Below are 17,676 nucleotides of genomic sequence, written 5' to 3'. Positions count from 1 at the left end.
AACAGCCGGCATGCAAGCCGGCTGTTTGCTTTCGCACGCGGGAAATCAGTAGACCGGCAGTTCGACGTCTGCGAACAGCTCGTCCAGCTCCAGCTTGTTGCGGCACTGCACGGCCTTGGCCTGCATGTCGCGGGTCAGGTGCGGCGCAAAGGACTCGATGAAGTCGCTCATGAAGCCGCGCAGGAAGGTGCCGCGGCGGAAGCCGATCTTGGTCACGCTGGACTCGAACAGCTCGCTGGCATCCAGGGTCACCAGGTCGTCGTCGTGCTCGTCCACCGCCATGTGCGCCACGATGCCCACGCCCAGCCCGAGGCGCACGTAGGTCTTGATCACGTCGGCATCCGCGGCGGTGAACACCACCTTGGGTGACAGTCCGCGTCGGCTGAAGGCCTCGTCGAGCTTGGAACGCCCGGTGAAGCCGAACACGTAGGTGACGATCGGGTGCTCGGCAAGCGCCTCCAGGGTCAGCTTGGGCAGCGCGGCCAGGGGATGTCCCTTGGGTACGATCACGCAGCGGTTCCAGCGGTAGCAGGGCATCATGATCAGGTCGCCGTACATCTCCAGACCTTCGGTGGCGATGGCGAAATCTACCGTGCCGTCGGCGGCCATCTCGGCAATCTGCGTCGGCGAGCCCTGATGCATGTGCAGCGTCACGTCCGGGTAACGCTTGATGAAGCGGTCGATCACTTTCGGCAGGGCATAGCGCGCCTGGGTGTGGGTGGTGGCGATGGACAGGTTGCCCTTCTTCTCGTTGGAGAACTCCTGGGCGATCTGCTTGATGCTTTCCACCTTGCGCAGGATCTCGCCAGCGGTCTGGATGATGTATTCCCCGGCCGGGGTGACGCGGGTCAGGTGCTTGCCGCTGCGGGCGAACACTTCGACGCCGAGTTCGTCTTCCAGCAGCCGGATCTGCTTGCTGATGCCCGGCTGGGACGTATAGAGGCTCTGGGCCGTCGCCGAGACGTTCAAATCGTGGTGCGCCACCTCCCAGATGTAGCGCAGTTGCTGAAGCTTCATGTGTGATCCTCTTTCGACTCGAACGCCGTCTTGCTTATAACCATATCGCGAGTATACGAGCAAAGAAAAAAGTCATTCAGCAATAGTAGTGCGGCATAAATCCACGTCGACGCCGCCCTGTCCCATTGTCGAGCCAAGGGCTGTCGCGTTATGGTGCGCCCTCCCCGCCTCCGCGCCTCCAGCTGTGCTCGCCGCAAGGGGATGCCAGGCGGCCGGCTCTGTGATTACGAGTACCTCGATGGCTGATTTACCGATCAACGACCTGAACGTTGCTTCCAACGAAGCCCTGATCACTCCCGAGCAGCTCAAACGCGAGATGCCGCTCAGTGACACCGCCCTGCAGACCGTCAGCCACGGCCGCCAGGTGGTACGCGACATCCTCGACGGCAAGGACCACCGTCTGTTCCTGGTGATTGGCCCCTGCTCCATTCACGACCTCAAGGCGGCGCACGAGTACGCCGAGCGGCTCAAGGCGCTGGCGGAAGAGGTCTCCGACACCCTGTTCCTGGTGATGCGCGTGTACTTCGAGAAGCCGCGTACCACCGTGGGCTGGAAGGGCCTGATCAACGATCCGTACCTGGACGACTCCTTCAAGATCCAGGATGGCCTGAACATCGGGCGCCGCCTGCTGCTGGACCTGGCCGAGATGGGCCTGCCGACCGCCACCGAGGCGCTGGACCCGATTTCGCCGCAGTACCTGCAGGACCTGATCAGCTGGTCCGCCATCGGCGCACGTACCACCGAATCCCAGACCCACCGGGAAATGGCCTCGGGCCTGTCTTCGGCCGTGGGCTTCAAGAACGGCACCGACGGCGGCCTGGCCGTGGCCATAAACGCCTTGCAATCGGTTTCCCGTCCGCACCGTTTCCTGGGTATCAACCAGCAGGGCGCGGTCTCCATCGTCACCACCAAGGGCAACCCTTATGCCCACGTGGTGTTGCGTGGCGGCAACGGCAAGCCCAACTACGACTCGGTGAGCGTGGCCCTGTGCGAGCAGGAGCTGACCAAGGGCGGCATCAAGCCGAACATCATGGTCGACTGCAGCCATGCCAACTCCAACAAGGATCCGGCACTGCAACCGCTGGTGATGGAGAACGTGGCCAACCAGATCGTCGAGGGCAACAGCTCGATCATCGGCCTGATGGTGGAGAGTCACCTGGGCTGGGGCAGCCAGAGCATTCCCAAGGACTTGTGCCAGCTCAAGTACGGCGTGTCCATCACCGATGCCTGCATCGATTGGGACACCACCGAGAAGGCCGTGCTGGCCATGCGCGACAAGCTCAGGGATGTGTTGCCCAAGCGCCAGCGCTGATCAACCCGGAACGCGCCGCAAAAGAAAGCCGGGCATGCCCGGCTTTCTTCATTTCGCGGCCTGCCGCTGGCGGCGCTCCATGTAGCGCTCCACGTAGGAACAGGAAGGAATCACCGAATAGCCCATGCGTTCGGCATACTGCAGCGCGTGCTCGGTGAGTGCCGCCGCGATGCCCCTGCCGCGCAGGTCGTTGGGGACGAAGGTGCGATAGATATCCCAGGTCTGCTGGCCCAGATCCATGTAGGCCAGATAGGCGCGGTGGCCATCCACGGTCATCTCGAACTGATGACCCGCCGGATCGTGATGGATGGAAGCCTCGTTCATGTGTTCTCCCGCACGGCATCTGGCGCAAGGTCCGCCCTCCCTGCGGATACTGCCTGGCGCGTCATTTGACCACTTGCCATCCCGGCAATGACCGACACTCTACACCCGCCAGGGATTTCCACCTAGTGCGCCAGCGTGGGTCTGGCGTCGTGGTCTGACTGGAACTTTTGCCGTGCGAGCGGATCAGATAGCCGCTTAATTGCAAGTCTCCGCTCGCGTCGTTAAACGTCACGCGTCGGAAACTGTCTTTAATTTGCATGCTGTCCGTTCAGCGTCTAGAAATGTGGTTGGCAGCATGTAGGCCGCTGGTTTCCCGTTGCGGGAAATAGCCGATACAGTAAAGCCCACCATAAGGGGAATCCAATGAACAACACTCTGAAACTTTCTGCTATCGCCTTGGCCGCCGTTCTGGCCGCTGGTTGCAGCAGCACCAGCAGCGATACCGAAGCCCGCATGACCGCCACCGAAGACTCCGCCGCTCGCGCCCAGGCACGCGCGGACGAAGCCTATCGCAAAGCGGACGAAGCCCTCGCCGCCGCACAGCGTGCCCAGCAGACCGCGGACGAAGCCAACGAGCGAGCGCTGCGCATGCTGGATCGTGCCAGCCGCAAATAAGGGACACATCCCTTGAGAAAGCCGATCCGCAACCGGATCGGCTTTTTTGTTTCCGCCAACTGAAGCATCAGGGATAGACGTCGGCCACGTGCCCCTCGCCCCCCTGCTGCACGACTGCCGGATCACGCCGAGCAATTTCCACCGGCAGGCCATCCTCGGCAGCCACCACCTCGCGCAGCATTTCCCAGTCCAGTTGCTGGGAGCCAAGGTCACCGCGCGCCAACAGGGCATTGATGATGTTCGCATGCTTGTCCACCACCGAGACCTTGCCGTCGTCCTCCAGCGGGGCATGCACCTCCAGGAAGTAATGGCCACCGCCCACGCCCACCTTGTAGGGCTGGTTGATGATGCGCACCGGAGTGCCGACCGGCGCCAGCCCGGCCAGCTCCAGCACGTTGTGGTTGAGCATGCGGAAGCAGCCATGGCTGACCCGCATGCCAATGCCGAACTTTTTATTCGAGCCATGGATCAGGTAGCCCGGCAGCGCCAGGTTCATCTTCAGCGGACCCAGCGGGTTGTCCGGCCCAGGCGGAACAACGGCCGGCAACGGGTCGCCCTCGGCCGCATGCTCGTCGCGGATCGATTTGGGCGGATACCAGGCCGGATTGGGCGTCTTGGCGGTTATGCGGGTTTGTGCAACCGGCGATGACCACCCCTCGCGCCCGATACCCAGCGGGTAGGTGTAAACCACGTCACGCCCTTTCGGGTAGTAGTACAGACGGTACTCGGCGAGGTTGATGACAATGCCTTCACGAGGGCCGGGGGGCAGGATGTAGCGCGTCGGCAGGATCACTTCGGTGCCCTCGCCCGGCAACCAGGGGTCCACCCCCGGATTGGCCGCGACCAGTTCCAGATAACCGAGGTCGTTGGCCTCGGCGATCGCGGCAAAGGTGTCTTCGTAGCGGCTTTGAATCATGCGCACCTGGCCGACCACATCCTCGCCGGGCGGAGGCAATGGCAGCTCGAGCGCCTGAGCGGTTCCCGTGGCGCCGAGAACGAGCAGAACGGCGCGGCGCAGCGAAGCAAGAAGCGGGACAAACATCCGAGAGGAACCTTGGCTGACTGAACATGCAGAGCAAAACGAGGCCCACTGAGCCGACGTCTTGAGACTGCGCTAGGGAGCAAACGTTCAGCGACAACGGCGGGATGATAGAAAAACCAGACCAGTGGCTACCCCTGAAGCGCGCTCACCACGCCAGGGCAGGGTCGGGCCGCTTCCCCTGGCGATGCGCCTTGAGCGTAGCCAGACATTGCGGACAGAGCAGCCGGTCACTTAGCAGATCCAGCTCGACCGAACGGAAGTGCGGGCGGGCCGGCAGCAGATTGCCACAGAGCGTGCGGTCACCCCGGCCGGCCAGCTCCAGCTGCCGTGCAACCAGATGCACACGCACCTCGCGACAGGCGAAGAGGTCGAGCTGCTCGTCTGGCTCGATCAACTGATAGGCGTACAGGGACCAGGCGTGACGCGGCATGGCAGGCTCCGGGAAGGGGGCGCCACCTTAGCCGAAAGGCGAAAGGCGGGAAAGCCTCACAACAAGGGCTCGAGAACCGGCCAGAGGTTGTCCAGCAGCCGTTCCTGGGCTGCAGCGCTGGGATGAATGCCATCGGCCTGCATCATGCCATCCACGCCACCCACGCCTTCCAGGAAGAACGGCACCCAGGGCAACTGCCACTGCCTGGCCAGTTCGGAAAAGACCTGCTCGAACGAACGGGTGTAACGGACGCCATAATTGGGCGGCAGACGCATGCCCAGCAGGACCACCTCGGCACCTGCGTCCCGGCTGCGCGCGATCATCGCATCGAGATTCTGCTTCAACTGGTCAGGCGGCAGGCCGCGCAGGCCATCGTTGCCACCCAGTTCGAGGACCACCCAGTCAGGGCGATGCTCTTCGAGCAGCCGGGGCAGGCGGGCCAGTCCGCCGGCGCTGGTATCCCCGCTGATGGAAGCATTGACCACCCGGTAAGGCTGCCCCTTCGCCGCCAGGCGCTGCTCCAGCAGGGCAACCCAGCCTTGGCTGGTATCCAGTCCCAGAGCGGCGCTGATACTATCGCCGACCACCAGCAGCGTACCGGCCAGGGCGGACTGCCCCCACAGCAGGCACGCCAGGCCACCCGCCAGAATCCACGCACGCATCGGAACCCCCATGATCAACAGCATTCTCAGCGCCCGGAACCTTAGCAAAGTGGTACCTGGCACGGAAGGCGCGCTGACCATCCTGCATCCCCTGTCCCTGGAACTGTCGGCGGGCGACAGCCTGGCCATCGTCGGCAGCTCGGGCTCCGGCAAATCCACCCTGCTCGGCCTGCTGGCCGGACTTGATCGCCCCAGCAGCGGCGAAGTCGTGCTGGCCGGCAACGCCCTGGAAACCCTCGACGAGGACCAGCGCGCGCGGGTGCGCGCCGAGCACGTGGGCTTCGTGTTCCAGTCCTTCCAGTTGCTCGACAGCCTGAACGCGCTGGAGAACGTCATGCTGCCGCTGGAACTGGAAGGCCGCGCCGATGCCCGTCAGCGAGCCACCGAACTGCTGGAGCGGGTCGGCCTGGGCCAGCGCCTGCGTCATTACCCACGGCAGCTGTCCGGCGGCGAGCAGCAGCGGGTCGCCATTGCCCGCGCCTTCGCCGCCGAGCCCGGCCTGCTGTTCGCCGACGAACCCACCGGCAATCTGGACAGCCGCACCGGCGAGCGCATCAGCGACCTGCTGTTCGACCTCAACCAGGAGCGGGGGACCACGCTGGTGCTGGTCACCCATGACCAGCGCCTGGCCCACCGCTGCCGCCGGCAGATCCGCCTGGAAGGCGGTCGACTGATCGAGCAGGAAGAGCCCTGATGGCCCGACACATCCCCTTCGTTCGCCTGCTGGCCCTGGCGACCCGCCAGTTGCTGCGCGACCTGCGTGCCGGCGAGCTGCGCGTGCTGTTCGGCGCCGTGCTGATCGCCGTGGCGGCCAGCACCGCCATCGGCTACTTCGGCGCGCGCCTGAACGGCGCCATGCTGCTGCGCGCCAGCGAGTTCCTCGGCGCCGAGCTGGTGCTCAGCGGGAGCGCGCCGGCCAGCGCCGAGCAGCTTGCCCCGGGACATGCCCTCGGCCTGGGCCATGCCCGGGTGGTGGAGTTTTCCAGCGTCATCGCCACGGACCTGGGCATCCAGCTGGCCAGCGTCAAGGCGGCCGATGATGCCTATCCGCTGCGCGGCGAGCTGCGCAGCGCCGCCGAGCCCTATGGAGTCGAAAGCGCCGGCGCCGGACCCCGCCCCGGCGAAGCCTGGGCCGAGGCCCGTTTGTTCGCCGCACTGGAGCTGGCGGTAGGCGACAGCATCGACGTCGGCGAGAAAAGCCTGCGTCTGACCCGCGTGCTGACCCACGAACCGGACCGCGCCGGTGACTTCTACAGCCTGACGCCACGCGTGCTGATGCACCTGGACGACCTGGACGCCACTGGCGTGGTGCAGCCCGGTAGTCGGGTGCGTTACCGGGAGCTGTGGAGCGGCCCGACGGCAACTCTGGATGCCTACCGGCAGGACGTGGAAGGACGACTGCAGGCCAGCCAGCGCCTGCAGGACGTACGCGACGAGAACCGGCAGATCGGTGGCGCCCTGGCGCGCGCCGAGCAATACCTGAACCTGGCCAGCCTGGCCGCCATCCTGCTGGCCGGGGTGGCCGTGGCGCTGTCGGCCAACCGCTTCGCCGTGCGCCGCTTCGACGCGAGCGCGCTGCTCCGCTGCCTCGGCCTTTCACGGCGCGAAGCCCTCGGCCTGTATGCGCTGCAGCTGCTGATGCTGGGGGTTGCCGCCAGCGCGGTGGGCGTACTGCTGGGATGGCTGGCGCAGCTTGGACTGTTCCGTCTGCTGGCCGGACTGTTGCCGGCGGACATCCCGCCCGGCGGCCTGCTGCCGGCGTTGGCCGGTGCCGCCACCGGCCTGCTGGCCCTGGCCGGCTTCGCCCTGCCGCCGCTGGCCGCCTTGGGCCGTGTGCCGCCGCTGCGCGTGCTGCGCAGCGATGTGCAACCGCTGCCGCCCGGCGCCTGGCTGGTCTATGGTTCGGCGCTGCTGGCGCTGGGCGTGATCATGTGGCGCCTGAGCCTCGACCTGACGCTCACCCTGGCCCTGCTCGCCGGCGGTCTGCTGGCCGCCATCGTACTGGGCGGTCTGTTATTGGCGGCACTGACCGGCCTGCGCCGCCTGCTGCGCGATGCCGCACTGCCCTGGCGCCTCGGGTTGGGGCAGTTGCTGCGCCACCCGCTGGCGGCGGTGGGCCAGGCGCTGGCCTTCGGACTGATCCTGTTGGCCATGGCGCTGGTGGCGCTGCTGCGCAGCGAGCTGCTGGACACCTGGCAAGCCCAGCTGCCGGAAAATGCGCCCAACCATTTCGCGCTGAACATCCTGCCGGATGAACGCCAGTCCTTCGCCGAACACCTCGAATCCCTGCAGGCGATCGCCGCTCCGCTATACCCAGTGCTGCCCGGTCGCCTGGTGGCGATCAACGACCAGCCGGTGCGCGACATCGTCAGCAAGGACTCACAGGGCGAACGCGCGATCCGCCGCGATCTGAGCCTGACCTGGGCCGCCGAACTGCCTGACGACAACCAGGTGCTGTCCGGTGCCTGGTGGCCACAGCAGGAGGACACCGACCTGCCGGGCGTCTCGGTGGAGAGTGAGCTGGCCGAGAGCCTGAAAGTGAAGCTGGGCGACCGCCTGCGCTTCAGCATCGCCGGCAGCGAGCACGAGGCGCGGGTCACCAGCCTGCGCCAGGTGAACTGGGACAGCTTCCGGCCGAACTTCTACATGATTTTCGAGCCCGGCTCCCTGCAGGATCTGCCGGTGACCTACCTGACCAGTTTCCACCTGCCGGCCGGCCAGGAGCGCGAGCTGGTGGCGCTGGCCCGCGCCTTCCCCTCCGTAACCCTGCTGCAGGTGGACGCCCTGCTCGCGCAACTGCGCAGCATCCTGGAACAGGTCACCCTGGCGGTGGAATACGTATTGCTGTTCGTTCTGGCCGCCGGCATGGTGGTGCTGGCGGCCGGCCTGCAGGCCACGCTGGATGAGCGCATTCGACAGGGCGCCCTGCTGCGCGCCATTGGCGCCTCGCGGCGCCTGCTGGTCCGCGCCCGGCGCAGCGAGTTCGCCTTGCTCGGCGCGGCCAGCGGTCTGCTCGCCGCGCTGGGCTGCGAACTGTCCAGCGCCCTGCTCTATCGTTTTGTCTTCGATCTGGACTGGCAGCCGCACCTGTGGCTGCTGTCGCTGCCACTGCTGGGCGCCCTGCTGGTTGGCACGGCCGGCGTGCTGGGTACCCGCCGCGCCCTCAATGCCAGCCCTCTGCAGGTGCTGCGCGAAGGTTGAGTCAGGAAGAAAGCATGAGTCGTTATCGCCCCCCGCGTACCGCCGGTACACCGCTGATCACCCCCGAAGGCGAAGCTCGTCTGCGCGCCGAATTGCATGAACTCTGGAACGTGCGCCGCCCACAGGTCACCCAGGCAGTGAGCGAGGCCGCCGCGCTGGGCGACCGCTCGGAGAACGCCGAGTACATCTACGGCAAGAAGATGCTGCGCGAGATCGACAGCCGTGTGCGCTTCCTGCGCAAGCGCCTGGAGAACCTGAAGGTGGTGCGCGAACGCCCGGCCGACCCGAACAAGGTCTATTTCGGCGCCTGGGTCACCCTGGAGGACGAGGACGGCGAGACGGCGCGCTACCGCATCGTCGGACCGGACGAACTGGACCTCAAGCAGAACCTGATCAGCATCGATTCGCCGCTGGCCCGCGCACTGGTGGGCAAGAGCCTTGACGCCGAGGTGCGCGTGTCCACGCCCACCGGCATCAAGACCTGGTACCTGGTGGAGATCGACTACCCCAAGGACAGCTGAACGCCACCGGGATCTCAGCGTCGGAGGATCAAGCCCTTGCGCGCCACCCGTATCAGTTGGCCGATGCAGTCGAGACCGGAGGCCTCCATCACCGCCAGGTCAATGCTGTCGGTCGCCAGGCTGGCCAGCGCGCTGCCTTCCTCGGCAAAACGGATCTGCAGCGGGCCACGCCGCCCCCGCAGGGCATCCAGACGTCGGATCAGATCGACCTGACGCTGGCCACCCAACAGGATCTGCGGGTCGCGGCCGGCCAGGCCGCGGGCAACAGGAGCGGTACGCAGGGTAAAAAGGGAGGAATTCATGGTGAAACGCTTCCGCCTCGCGAGAACCACTGGACAGCGGTGGGAGGCATCACCGGAACCAGCGCTTTAGCGGTATTTTTCTCAAGCGCCCCGCAAGTAGCTGACTAAATCGGCGCAGGGGCGAAATGCTAGAAAGACCCACCAGACCTGTCAACCACCGACGACCGCCCGGATGACCAACGATCGCCTGCGCCTGTTCTTCGCCCTGCCCTGCCCTGAGCCCGTGACCGAAGCGCTGAGCGCTTGGTGCACTGCGAACTTCCCCAGCGGGCGACCGCTTCACCCTGCCGATCTGCACGTGACGCTGGCGTTTCTCGGCAATCAGCCGGTGGAGTCCCTGCCGGCCCTGACCACGCTGGCAGCTGCACTGCCACTGCCCGCCTTTGAGCTGGAGCTGGCCCGTACGGAGCGCTGGTCCGACCTGCTGGTGCTGGTCACGCGCCAGGCGCCGCCTGCCCTGCTGGAATTCCAGGCCGAACTGTCGAACCGCCTGCAGGCGGCCGGCATTGCCCATGAACAGCGGCCCTACCGGCCGCATCTGACCCTGGTACGCCGGCTGGACGAGACAGCAGCACCGGCGTCCGCTCCCCATGTTTCCTGGCAGGTGAGCGAATGGGGGTTGTACCAGAGCATCGAGCGCCAGCCACGTTACCAGCGACTAGCCCACTGGCCTGCTGTGTCGGGCCGTAACAGTTTCTCTCCCGATTGAGCGGCTGAGCGCGCGCGATCTCTGAATCCAGAGGCATTGGCACTCAGGCACGATTCCTGCCTCGACAACCCACCGCGAGGCAGGACGCCTCGCTCCGAGTCATCGAGTCGCCGATGAAGAAGCTGCTTCTGGCCCTGGGCCTGGTCCTGATGTTCGCGTTCGGCGGGCTGCATCTGTTGCCCAACGAAACCACTGCGCAACAGCTGCGTCCGCTGAATGCGGAAGAGACTCGCGCCTGGGAACGCCGCCTGCGGGCCTACAACCGGGCCAAGGCGCGCATCCAGCTCAATGAGCGCCTTGACAGCAACGCCCGGCAGCAGGCCATCGAGCAACTGCAGATCGACTACTTCGACGACGTCGAGCGGGCCCGCTTGCGGCAACGGGATAGGCAACAGCATGTTCCTGATTTATAAGGACCTCTCATCGCCCCCCTGCGGAACCGTCATGCTCATCGATATCGGAGTGAACCTCACCCATCCCAGCCTCGTCGCGGACCTGAACGGTGTGCTGGAGCGCGCCCGCCAGGCGGGCGTCGAACAACTGGTGGTCACCGGCACCAGCCTGGCCGAAAGCGAGCAGGCCCTGCACCTGTGCGAAGAGCACGACCCCGAGGGCGGACGCCTGTTCTGCACGGCCGGCGTGCATCCCCATGATTCCAGCCATTGGCAAGACGGCCACCGCCGCCAGTTGCAGGCGCTGCTGCGCCAGCCACGGGTGCGCGCCGTGGGCGAATGCGGCCTGGACTTCAACCGCGACTTCTCGCCCCGCCCGGTGCAGGAGAACGTGTTCGCCGCCCAGCTGGAGCTGGCGGCCGAGCTGAAGATGCCGGTGTTTGTCCACGAGCGCGAGGCTGATCAACGCCTGCTGGCCATCCTCAAGGAGTTCCGTGATCACCTGCCCGCCGCGGTGGTGCATTGCTTCACGGGCGAGCGCCGCGCGCTGTATGCCTATCTGGACCTCGACCTGCACATCGGCATCACCGGCTGGATCTGCGATGAGCGCCGCGGTACGCACCTACAGGCGCTGGTACGCGACATTCCCGCCGGCCGACTGATGCTGGAAAGCGACGCGCCCTACCTGCTGCCACGCACTCTGCGGCCGAAACCCAAGCACGGGCACAACGAGCCGGCCTTCCTGGGCGAGGTGCTCGCCCAGGTGGCACGCAACCGGGGCGAAAGCCCCGAGGCCCTGGCCGCGCATACCAGCGCCTGCGCCCGCGCCTTCTTCGGCCTGCCCGAACCCGCCGCAGATGGCCGGGTTTCTTGATTATTCTCATGCCGGCTGGCATATGGCCGATATAGTGTTGCCTGCGTCACATTCCTATAACGATAAAAAGACCATCCCATGGGACTCCACCTTCGCGATCTTTCTCTCAAATACAAATTCTGGGCGCTGAACGCCGTCTCCTTCGCCATAACCCTGCTGCTGGTGTTGTTCGCCATGCATCAGGAGCAGGATGCGCGGGGGACGGCGGCGCGCCAGCAGGCCCAGGCCCAGGCCGAGCTGCTGGCCCGCTGGCCGGCGGGCACGGCTCTGCCGGCCAGCGACCGGGTGCTGGTGTATGCGCCGGACGGACAGCCGCGGCGCAATGGCGCCCCGCTGCCGCTGTCGCGGCAGAGCGGCTGGACGGCGCTGGAGCACGATCTCTTCGATCGCCAGCCGCTGATCGGCGCACACGTGGTCGAGCTGGCTGACGGCCGCCGAGCCGCCGTGCTGGCAGTAGGCGCCGGTCTGGGTGAGGTGTTCTTCGAACGGGCCAGCAGTTACGCGCTGGCGGTGCTGGTGCTGATGCTGATGCTGCTGGCCAGCTCGCAACTGCTGATCCGCTTCCTGCTCACCCACCTGAACACCCTGCGCGGGGTGATGCTGCATGTCGAGCGCAGTGGCGATCTTTCCGCCCGTGTCCCCCTGGACAGCCGTGACGAGGTCGGCGAGATGGCCAGCGCCTTCAATGCCATGCAGGCCGGCTACCAGCGCATCGTCGGCGTGGTGGCGCAAAGCGCCGCGCAGCTGGACGAAGGCGCCACGCGCCTGGCGACCGCCATGGGCCAGGTACAGCAGGGCATGGTCGGCCAGCAGAGCGAAACCGATCAGACCGCCACGGCGATCAACGAGATGTCGGTGACCGTGCACCACATTGCCCAGCACGCCGCCGACACCCGTGACCAGTCACTGGCGGCGGACCGGCTGGCCAGCACCGGCCAGTCGGTGGTGGCGCGCGTGGAGCAGTCCATCGCCGGACTCTCCGACGGCATCCAGGAAACCGCGCAAATGGTCGAACGGCTGGCCCAGGACAGCGAGAAGATCAGTGGCGTGGTCAACGTGATTCACGGCATCGCCGAACAGACCAACCTGCTGGCGCTCAACGCCGCCATCGAGGCGGCGCGCGCCGGCGAGCAGGGGCGCGGTTTTGCGGTGGTGGCCGATGAGGTGCGCAACCTGGCCCGCCGGGTGCAGGACTCCACAGACGAGATCACCGCGATGGTTGGCACCCTGCAGGGCGGCACCCGGGACGCAGTGGAGTTCATGCGGGAAAGCTCGTTGCGCGCCGATGACTGCGTGCAGCTGGCCCGCGAAGCGGAGCAGGCGCTGGCGGAGATCGCCCAGGCTGTCGAACAGATGCGCGACAGCAACATGCAAATCGCCACCGCCGCCCAGCAGCAGAGCCAGGTGGCGGAGGAAATGACCCGTTCGGTGATCGGCATCCGCGACTTCTCGGAGAAAACCGTGCTGCAGACCCGCGATTCGACCACCACCAGCACCGAGCTGGCCAACCTGGCCAGCGAGCTGAACCGGGCCATCGGCAAGCTGAAGCTGTAACCCTTCCTCGCGCGAAAGTGACTGGGCGAGCCCAGGCGCTTTCGCTTAGTCGAAGACCACCACGGTCTGACGACTGATGGCCGCCAGCTCGCCGCCGGCTGTCCACAGGTTGGCGGCCACATGCCCATAGCCGTCGCGGGCATGTTCGATGCGCGCCTGATAGAGGAAGTATTCGCCGACGTCCGCCACCGGCAGCGGCTGCACGAATTCGATGGTCCAGGTCAGCGAACTGCCCGGCGCCGGGCGCGACAGGTGACTCAGCAGCGCCGGTGGCCACGCATCCACGAGCGCCAGCAAGGCCGCCTCGTCCACCGGCTGGTGTGGTGATTCACCGCGCAGGCGTACCCAGCCACCCATCTCCCGGGCCGGCGTGGCGGAGAACGGCAGGCCACCCTGCCCCCAGTTCATTTCCAGATGACGGGTGAACTCCGGCGTGATGCCCGGAAGGTAGGGGAAACTCTGACACTCGTCAGGCGCTTTCAGCGCTGGCGCCGGCTCGGCGTCCACCGCCACGACAGACGGGCGCCCGGCGCCGAAGCTGGCCTGCACCAGGGTCACCACTTCGCCGTTCTGCAGCGCCCGGCCCAGCAACTGGCTGACGGCGCGCCCCTCGCGCAGCACCTCCACCTCGAGGTGTACCGATGCTTCGCACTGCATCGGCGCCACGAAAGTGATCGCCAGCGAACGCACCGGGCGATCGGCCGGCGCACGCTCGCGCAAGGCCTTGTAGACCAGCGCGGCGGCCAGGCCGCCGAACACGGAGCGGCCCTGTCCCCAGTGCGCGGGGATGCGAATGGCGCTATCCGACGGAATTTGCATCAATTCAAAGAAATTCATCACTGACTCCATTGCGGGTAAGGCGCAGCTTAGCCAGCGCGACGGCGCAGCAGAAGCCGCTCAGCGCAGGCAACGCCGCAGCCGGGTGAGGGCTGCTCGCAGCCCGTGCCCCGACTGAGACTGATCGGCATAGCGGGCCTGTTCGTGCAGCCGGGCGAAGGTGAGGATCGGTTCACGCTGCGCCGCCAGGGCCTGTGCCGCCCGTTCGGCAAAGTCCCGGGGGCCTTCCCCGATAGCGCGGCGCAGGCCGTGCCGGGCCAGCAACGCCTCGAAGCGGGCATACTGCCGCGACAGCGGGTCCGCACGTCGCCGCCAGGGAGCAATCAGCCAGACCGTCAGCAGCAGGAGCGGCGCACCCAGCAGCAGAAGCAAGGCCCCGGCCAAGGCCCGCCCGTCGAGAATGCCAAACCACTCCTTCAGCACGCGCCATTGCTGATCGGCCTGATAGCCCAGCACCCAGCGCTGCCAGCCGTAGTTGATGCGCTCCCAGCCCAGGCGCAAACCGTTCAGCCAGCTGATATCCCGATAGCGCAGCAGGTTAAGCGGCGCATCGGCGAGGAAACTTTGCTCCTCATCGACGGCCTGCTCCAGGCCCTGCTCGATACGCTCGGGGGCCACCGCAAAGGTCGGATCGACACGCTGCCAGCCCAGCTCCGGCAACCAGTATTCCACCCAGGCATGGGCATCGAACTGGCGCACCGTGAGGTAGTTGCCGCTCGGGTTGTATTCCCCGCCCTGGTACCCCACCACCAGGCGCGCGGGAATTCCGGCGGCACGCAGCACGAAGGTCATGGCGCCGGCATAGTGCAGGCAGAAGCCCTTGCGGCTGGCAAACAGGAAGTCATCAATGATGTGCACGCCCACCGGCGGCGGGCGCAGGCTGTAGACGTAGGGCTGCTCGCGGAAATGGCTGAGCATGGCCTGTACCAGTGCCTGAGGCTGGTCGTGATCCGCACGCAACTGCCTGGCCCAGAGCCGCGCCTGCGGGTTGCCCGCGTCGGGCAGCTGCAAGGCCCGCTGCAGGGTAGCCGCAGGCGCAGTTAATTCGCGCACCGCAGCCGGCCATGAGGTGACCGGGTAAAGCAACGGCTGATCCACCGGCCGCCAGTGTTCCAGCCGGAAGTCGGCCCCCTGGCGTACGCGCGGCAGCTCGGTTTGCGCGACATCCAGGCCATACAGCCAGGTGCGATTACTGGGCTCCATCACCACGCTGTAGCGCAGCGGCTCGCCCTGTGCTTGCCACTGGGGCGCGCTCGGCCAGGCAGGTGCGGCGTCCTGGCTCCATTCGCGACCGTCGAAGCGCTCCAGGGTCAGCGCCCGCCAGTACAGTTCAGTACGCGGAGGTGCCGCCCCGTCGAAGCCGACCCGAAAGGCCAGCGCGCTGGACTGGCTCAGTTCGACAATGTCGCCCGGCGCCATGCGGTCGGACAGGCCGCTGACACCCTGCTGCTTCACCTGGGGCAATGACCACAGCGGTCCCAGACGCGGGAACAGCACGAACAGCACCAGCAGCAGCGGCAATGCCTGCAGCAGCAGCGTGCCGGCCAGGCGCAGGGTCCGGACGGGTCGCCGGGCCAGCTCGCTTTCTTGCAGGCCGATCAGCGCTGCCAGCAGCGCGACGAAGGGCACCAGACTGTACAGGGTGGCCAGCAGACCGGAATCGAACAGGAAGCCGGTCACCAGCACGAAGAACCCCAGGAAAACCACCACCAGCGCATCGCGCCGCCGGTGCATTTCCAGCACCTTGAGGATGAATGCGGCAACCAGCAGCGCGGCGGCCGCGTTCAGATCGAAGCCCGAGCTGGACAGCGCCAGCCCCAGCAGCACGGCCAGCAGCAGCAAGCCCTTGAGCCACGACGGCGGCAAGGGCACGCGCATGCGGTACACCTGGACCCGCCACGCGGCACAGCCCAGCCAGAGCAGCACCAACCAAGCCGGCAGGTACGCCACGAACGGCAGAATGACCAGCAACTGCGCGGTCAGCAGCCAGCTCAGTGCGTGACGCGGCATATGGCTCACGAGGCTTCCCCCAGGCCGTGCAATGCCAGCGCGCGCAAGCAGGCCTCGCGATGGGCTGCGCCGATTGCCGGTCCCAGGCGCTTGCCCGCCACGCGTAATTCGAAGGGCCGTCCCTCGGAGCACAATTCCAGCACCGCCTGGCACAAGCGCGACAGGCGTTCCTCCAGCGGGCCAGGCAGGCTGTCCAGGTCCAGCAGCCAGTCGCCGCCGGCCCACGCGGCAAACTCCTTCACGCGCAGCCCCTGCCCGCGCGAGAAGGCCTTCCAGTCCAGCCGACGTGCGCCATCGGCGGGCTGGTGCTGGCGCAGGCCGCGAAAGTCGTCCACCCCCTCGCCCGCCGGCTGGCCATCGCCGTCGCCACCGCCGGCACGACTACGCATCGGCGACCCGCTGGTCGGCTGCGGATACACCAGCGCCTGCTGCTGCAGGTCCACCCCGCTCCAGGCTACCCACAAACCCAATGGGAAACGGCTTTCCACACGCAGGCGCGGCGCCACCAGCCAGCCTCGGCGTAGCGCCGGCAGCAGCAGTTCGACGCGGGCCTCGCCCGTCTCAGGAATATCAACCAGGACGCGTTCCATACCGGGCCAGCCCAGCGCGATGGCGGAACGGGCACTGTCGGCCCCGAGGAATATCTGAAAGCAGGCGGCCTGGCCGGCGAAGGTGGACTCCGCGGGCCCCGCGCGCAGCTCTACGCCGAGCAACGTGCGCCAGGCATGCAGCAGCGACACCAGCGCCAGCGATACCAACAGGAAGGTCAGCGCATAGGCCGGACTGTTCTGGTAATTGACCGCCACCAGCAACATGGGCCCCACTGCAGCCGCGAGCGCCCATCCTGCGCGGGTGGGCAGGATGAACACCTGGCGCGGCGCCAGGCGAACATGCCGGGCCGCCGGGAGCCGCCGCATCAGCCAGCGCTCCCCCCGCAGTGCAGGCATCACAGCACCGGCACTTCGTCCAGCAGCCGGCGCACCTGCGCATCCCCGCTGTTGCTGTCATGGCCCAGTCGATGCCCGGCCACGGCCGGCAGCACCGCCTGGACATCCTCGGGAATCAGGTATTCGCGCCCGGCCAGCCAGGCCCAGGCCCGCGCCGCGGCCAGCAGCGCCAGGGTGGCGCGCGGTGACAGGCCGCTGCCAAAGGCATCGGACTGGCGGGTCACGGTGGCCAGGCGCAGCACATAGTCCACCACGGCGGTGCTGGCATGCACGGCGCTGACCGCCTGCTGCGCCTCGGCCAGCTCACCGGGTTCGAGCAGCGGCTGGATATGCGCCAGCAGCGCGCGACGTGTCGTGCCCAGCAGCAGATCCCGCTCGGCGGCCAGCGCTGGATACCCCAGCGACAGGCGCATCAGGAAACGGTCCAGCTGCGATTCCGGCAGCGCGAAGGTGCCACCCTGGTTGCTGGGATTCTGGGTGGCAATGACGAAGAAAGGCGACGGCAGCGCATGGGTGGTGCCCTCATGGGTCACCTGTCCTTCTTCCATCGCCTCCAGCAGCGCACTCTGGCTTTTCGGCGTGGCGCGATTGATTTCATCGGCCAGCACCAGCTCGGCGAAGATCGGCCCCGGATGGAAAGTGAAGCGGCCGCTGCGCGGGTCGAACACCGAAGTGCCGAGAATGTCGCCCGGCAGCAGGTCCGCAGTGAACTGGATACGCTGGAAGCCCAGCCCCAGCACACGCGCCAGGGTATGGCTGAGGGTGGTCTTGCCCATGCCGGGCAGGTCTTCGATCAGCAGATGTCCCCGGGCCAGCAGGCAGGCCATGGCCAGACGCACCTGCGCTTCCTTGCCCAGCACCACCTCGTTTACTGCCGCCAGGCAGCGTTCCAGTTTCGTGCGCATGCAGCCTCCTTGATGAGCGGTC

The 17,676-nt window shown here is 66.8% G+C and carries 19 protein-coding genes; 9 read left to right on the top strand and 10 right to left on the bottom strand.

The window, feature by feature from the left end:
* Positions 1-45: 45 nt before the first annotated feature.
* Complete coding sequence (cysB, locus tag SF06_RS12770; protein WP_039561819.1) at positions 46-1,017, bottom strand: HTH-type transcriptional regulator CysB; 972 nt, start codon at positions 1,015-1,017, stop codon at positions 46-48.
* 238 nt (positions 1,018-1,255) lie between these two features.
* On the opposite strand from cysB, the gene SF06_RS12765 reads away from it, so the two are divergent.
* A complete protein-coding gene (locus SF06_RS12765; RefSeq protein WP_027589750.1) occupies positions 1,256-2,329 on the top strand; it encodes a 3-deoxy-7-phosphoheptulonate synthase in 1,074 nt (357 codons plus the stop codon).
* A gap of 48 nt (positions 2,330-2,377) precedes the next feature.
* Here SF06_RS12765 and SF06_RS12760 read toward each other — a convergent pair whose 3' ends face one another.
* The gene (locus tag SF06_RS12760) at positions 2,378-2,653 is read right to left on the bottom strand and encodes a GNAT family N-acetyltransferase (RefSeq protein ID WP_027589749.1); all 276 of its coding nucleotides are present in this window, start codon (positions 2,651-2,653) and stop codon (positions 2,378-2,380) included.
* A gap of 363 nt (positions 2,654-3,016) precedes the next feature.
* On the opposite strand from SF06_RS12760, the gene SF06_RS12755 reads away from it, so the two are divergent.
* The gene (locus SF06_RS12755; RefSeq protein ID WP_027589748.1) at positions 3,017-3,268 is read left to right on the top strand and encodes an Lpp/OprI family alanine-zipper lipoprotein; all 252 of its coding nucleotides are present in this window, start codon (positions 3,017-3,019) and stop codon (positions 3,266-3,268) included.
* Between the two features lie 67 nt (positions 3,269-3,335).
* Here SF06_RS12755 and SF06_RS12750 read toward each other — a convergent pair whose 3' ends face one another.
* From SF06_RS12750 to SF06_RS12740, 3 genes are all read right to left on the bottom strand, one after another.
* Entirely contained in the window at positions 3,336-4,310 is a 975-nt protein-coding gene (locus SF06_RS12750) for a L,D-transpeptidase family protein (protein WP_052199816.1), read from the bottom strand.
* A 145-nt stretch (positions 4,311-4,455) separates the two neighbouring features.
* Entirely contained in the window at positions 4,456-4,740 is a 285-nt protein-coding gene (locus SF06_RS12745; protein WP_039561815.1) for a hypothetical protein, read from the bottom strand.
* Between the two features lie 56 nt (positions 4,741-4,796).
* Complete coding sequence (locus SF06_RS12740) at positions 4,797-5,402, bottom strand: arylesterase (protein WP_027589746.1); 606 nt, start codon at positions 5,400-5,402, stop codon at positions 4,797-4,799.
* A 10-nt stretch (positions 5,403-5,412) separates the two neighbouring features.
* Between SF06_RS12740 and SF06_RS12735 the strand changes: the two genes are divergently transcribed.
* The 3 genes from SF06_RS12735 to greB are packed head-to-tail and all read left to right on the top strand — an operon-like array spanning position 5,413 to position 9,124.
* Positions 5,413-6,096, top strand: a complete 684-nt coding sequence (locus tag SF06_RS12735; RefSeq protein ID WP_027589745.1) for an ABC transporter ATP-binding protein — start codon at positions 5,413-5,415, stop codon at positions 6,094-6,096.
* Positions 6,096-8,603, top strand: a complete 2,508-nt coding sequence (locus SF06_RS12730) for an ABC transporter permease (protein WP_039561813.1) — start codon at positions 6,096-6,098, stop codon at positions 8,601-8,603. The genes SF06_RS12735 and SF06_RS12730 overlap by 1 nt, the downstream gene beginning before the upstream one ends.
* 14 nt (positions 8,604-8,617) lie before the next feature.
* Complete coding sequence (gene greB, locus SF06_RS12725) at positions 8,618-9,124, top strand: transcription elongation factor GreB (RefSeq protein WP_027589743.1); 507 nt, start codon at positions 8,618-8,620, stop codon at positions 9,122-9,124.
* A 14-nt stretch (positions 9,125-9,138) separates the two neighbouring features.
* On the opposite strand, the gene SF06_RS12720 is transcribed toward greB, so the two are convergent.
* On the bottom strand, positions 9,139-9,426 hold the full coding sequence (locus SF06_RS12720) for a hypothetical protein (protein WP_027589742.1): 288 nt from the start codon (positions 9,424-9,426) through the stop codon (positions 9,139-9,141).
* Between the two features lie 172 nt (positions 9,427-9,598).
* On the opposite strand from SF06_RS12720, the gene thpR reads away from it, so the two are divergent.
* The 4 genes from thpR to SF06_RS12700 all read left to right on the top strand — a co-directional run bounded on the left by thpR (position 9,599) and on the right by SF06_RS12700 (position 12,955).
* Positions 9,599-10,135, top strand: coding sequence for an RNA 2',3'-cyclic phosphodiesterase (gene thpR / locus SF06_RS12715; RefSeq protein ID WP_051587354.1), 537 nt, complete (start codon positions 9,599-9,601; stop codon positions 10,133-10,135).
* A 113-nt stretch (positions 10,136-10,248) separates the two neighbouring features.
* Positions 10,249-10,548, top strand: a complete 300-nt coding sequence (locus tag SF06_RS12710; RefSeq protein WP_027589741.1) for a lipase secretion chaperone — start codon at positions 10,249-10,251, stop codon at positions 10,546-10,548.
* A 31-nt stretch (positions 10,549-10,579) separates the two neighbouring features.
* Complete coding sequence (locus tag SF06_RS12705; RefSeq protein ID WP_027589740.1) at positions 10,580-11,401, top strand: TatD family hydrolase; 822 nt, start codon at positions 10,580-10,582, stop codon at positions 11,399-11,401.
* A 78-nt stretch (positions 11,402-11,479) separates the two neighbouring features.
* Complete coding sequence (locus SF06_RS12700) at positions 11,480-12,955, top strand: methyl-accepting chemotaxis protein (protein WP_027589739.1); 1,476 nt, start codon at positions 11,480-11,482, stop codon at positions 12,953-12,955.
* A gap of 45 nt (positions 12,956-13,000) precedes the next feature.
* Here the strand turns inward: SF06_RS12700 and SF06_RS12695 are convergent, their stop codons facing one another.
* The 4 genes from SF06_RS12695 to SF06_RS12680 are packed head-to-tail and all read right to left on the bottom strand — an operon-like array spanning position 13,001 to position 17,654.
* Positions 13,001-13,792: an acyl-CoA thioesterase gene (locus SF06_RS12695; protein WP_027589738.1), complete on the bottom strand. Its 792-nt coding sequence runs from the start codon at positions 13,790-13,792 to the stop codon at positions 13,001-13,003.
* A gap of 60 nt (positions 13,793-13,852) precedes the next feature.
* A complete protein-coding gene (locus SF06_RS12690) occupies positions 13,853-15,802 on the bottom strand; it encodes a transglutaminase TgpA family protein (RefSeq protein WP_039561811.1) in 1,950 nt (649 codons plus the stop codon).
* Between the two features lie 5 nt (positions 15,803-15,807).
* The gene (locus SF06_RS12685) at positions 15,808-16,749 is read right to left on the bottom strand and encodes a DUF58 domain-containing protein (protein WP_065365685.1); all 942 of its coding nucleotides are present in this window, start codon (positions 16,747-16,749) and stop codon (positions 15,808-15,810) included.
* Positions 16,749-17,654 (bottom strand): AAA family ATPase, encoded by a 906-nt coding sequence (locus SF06_RS12680; protein ID WP_039561809.1) that lies wholly within the window; start codon positions 17,652-17,654, stop codon positions 16,749-16,751. The genes SF06_RS12685 and SF06_RS12680 overlap by 1 nt, the downstream gene beginning before the upstream one ends.
* Positions 17,655-17,676 lie beyond the last annotated feature (22 nt).

This window comes from Pseudomonas flexibilis (assembly GCF_000802425.1).
GTDB lineage: Bacteria > Pseudomonadota > Gammaproteobacteria > Pseudomonadales > Pseudomonadaceae > Serpens > Serpens flexibilis.
Note: the sequence above shows the minus strand (reverse complement) of the source record. Positions and strands in the feature narration are given on the sequence as shown.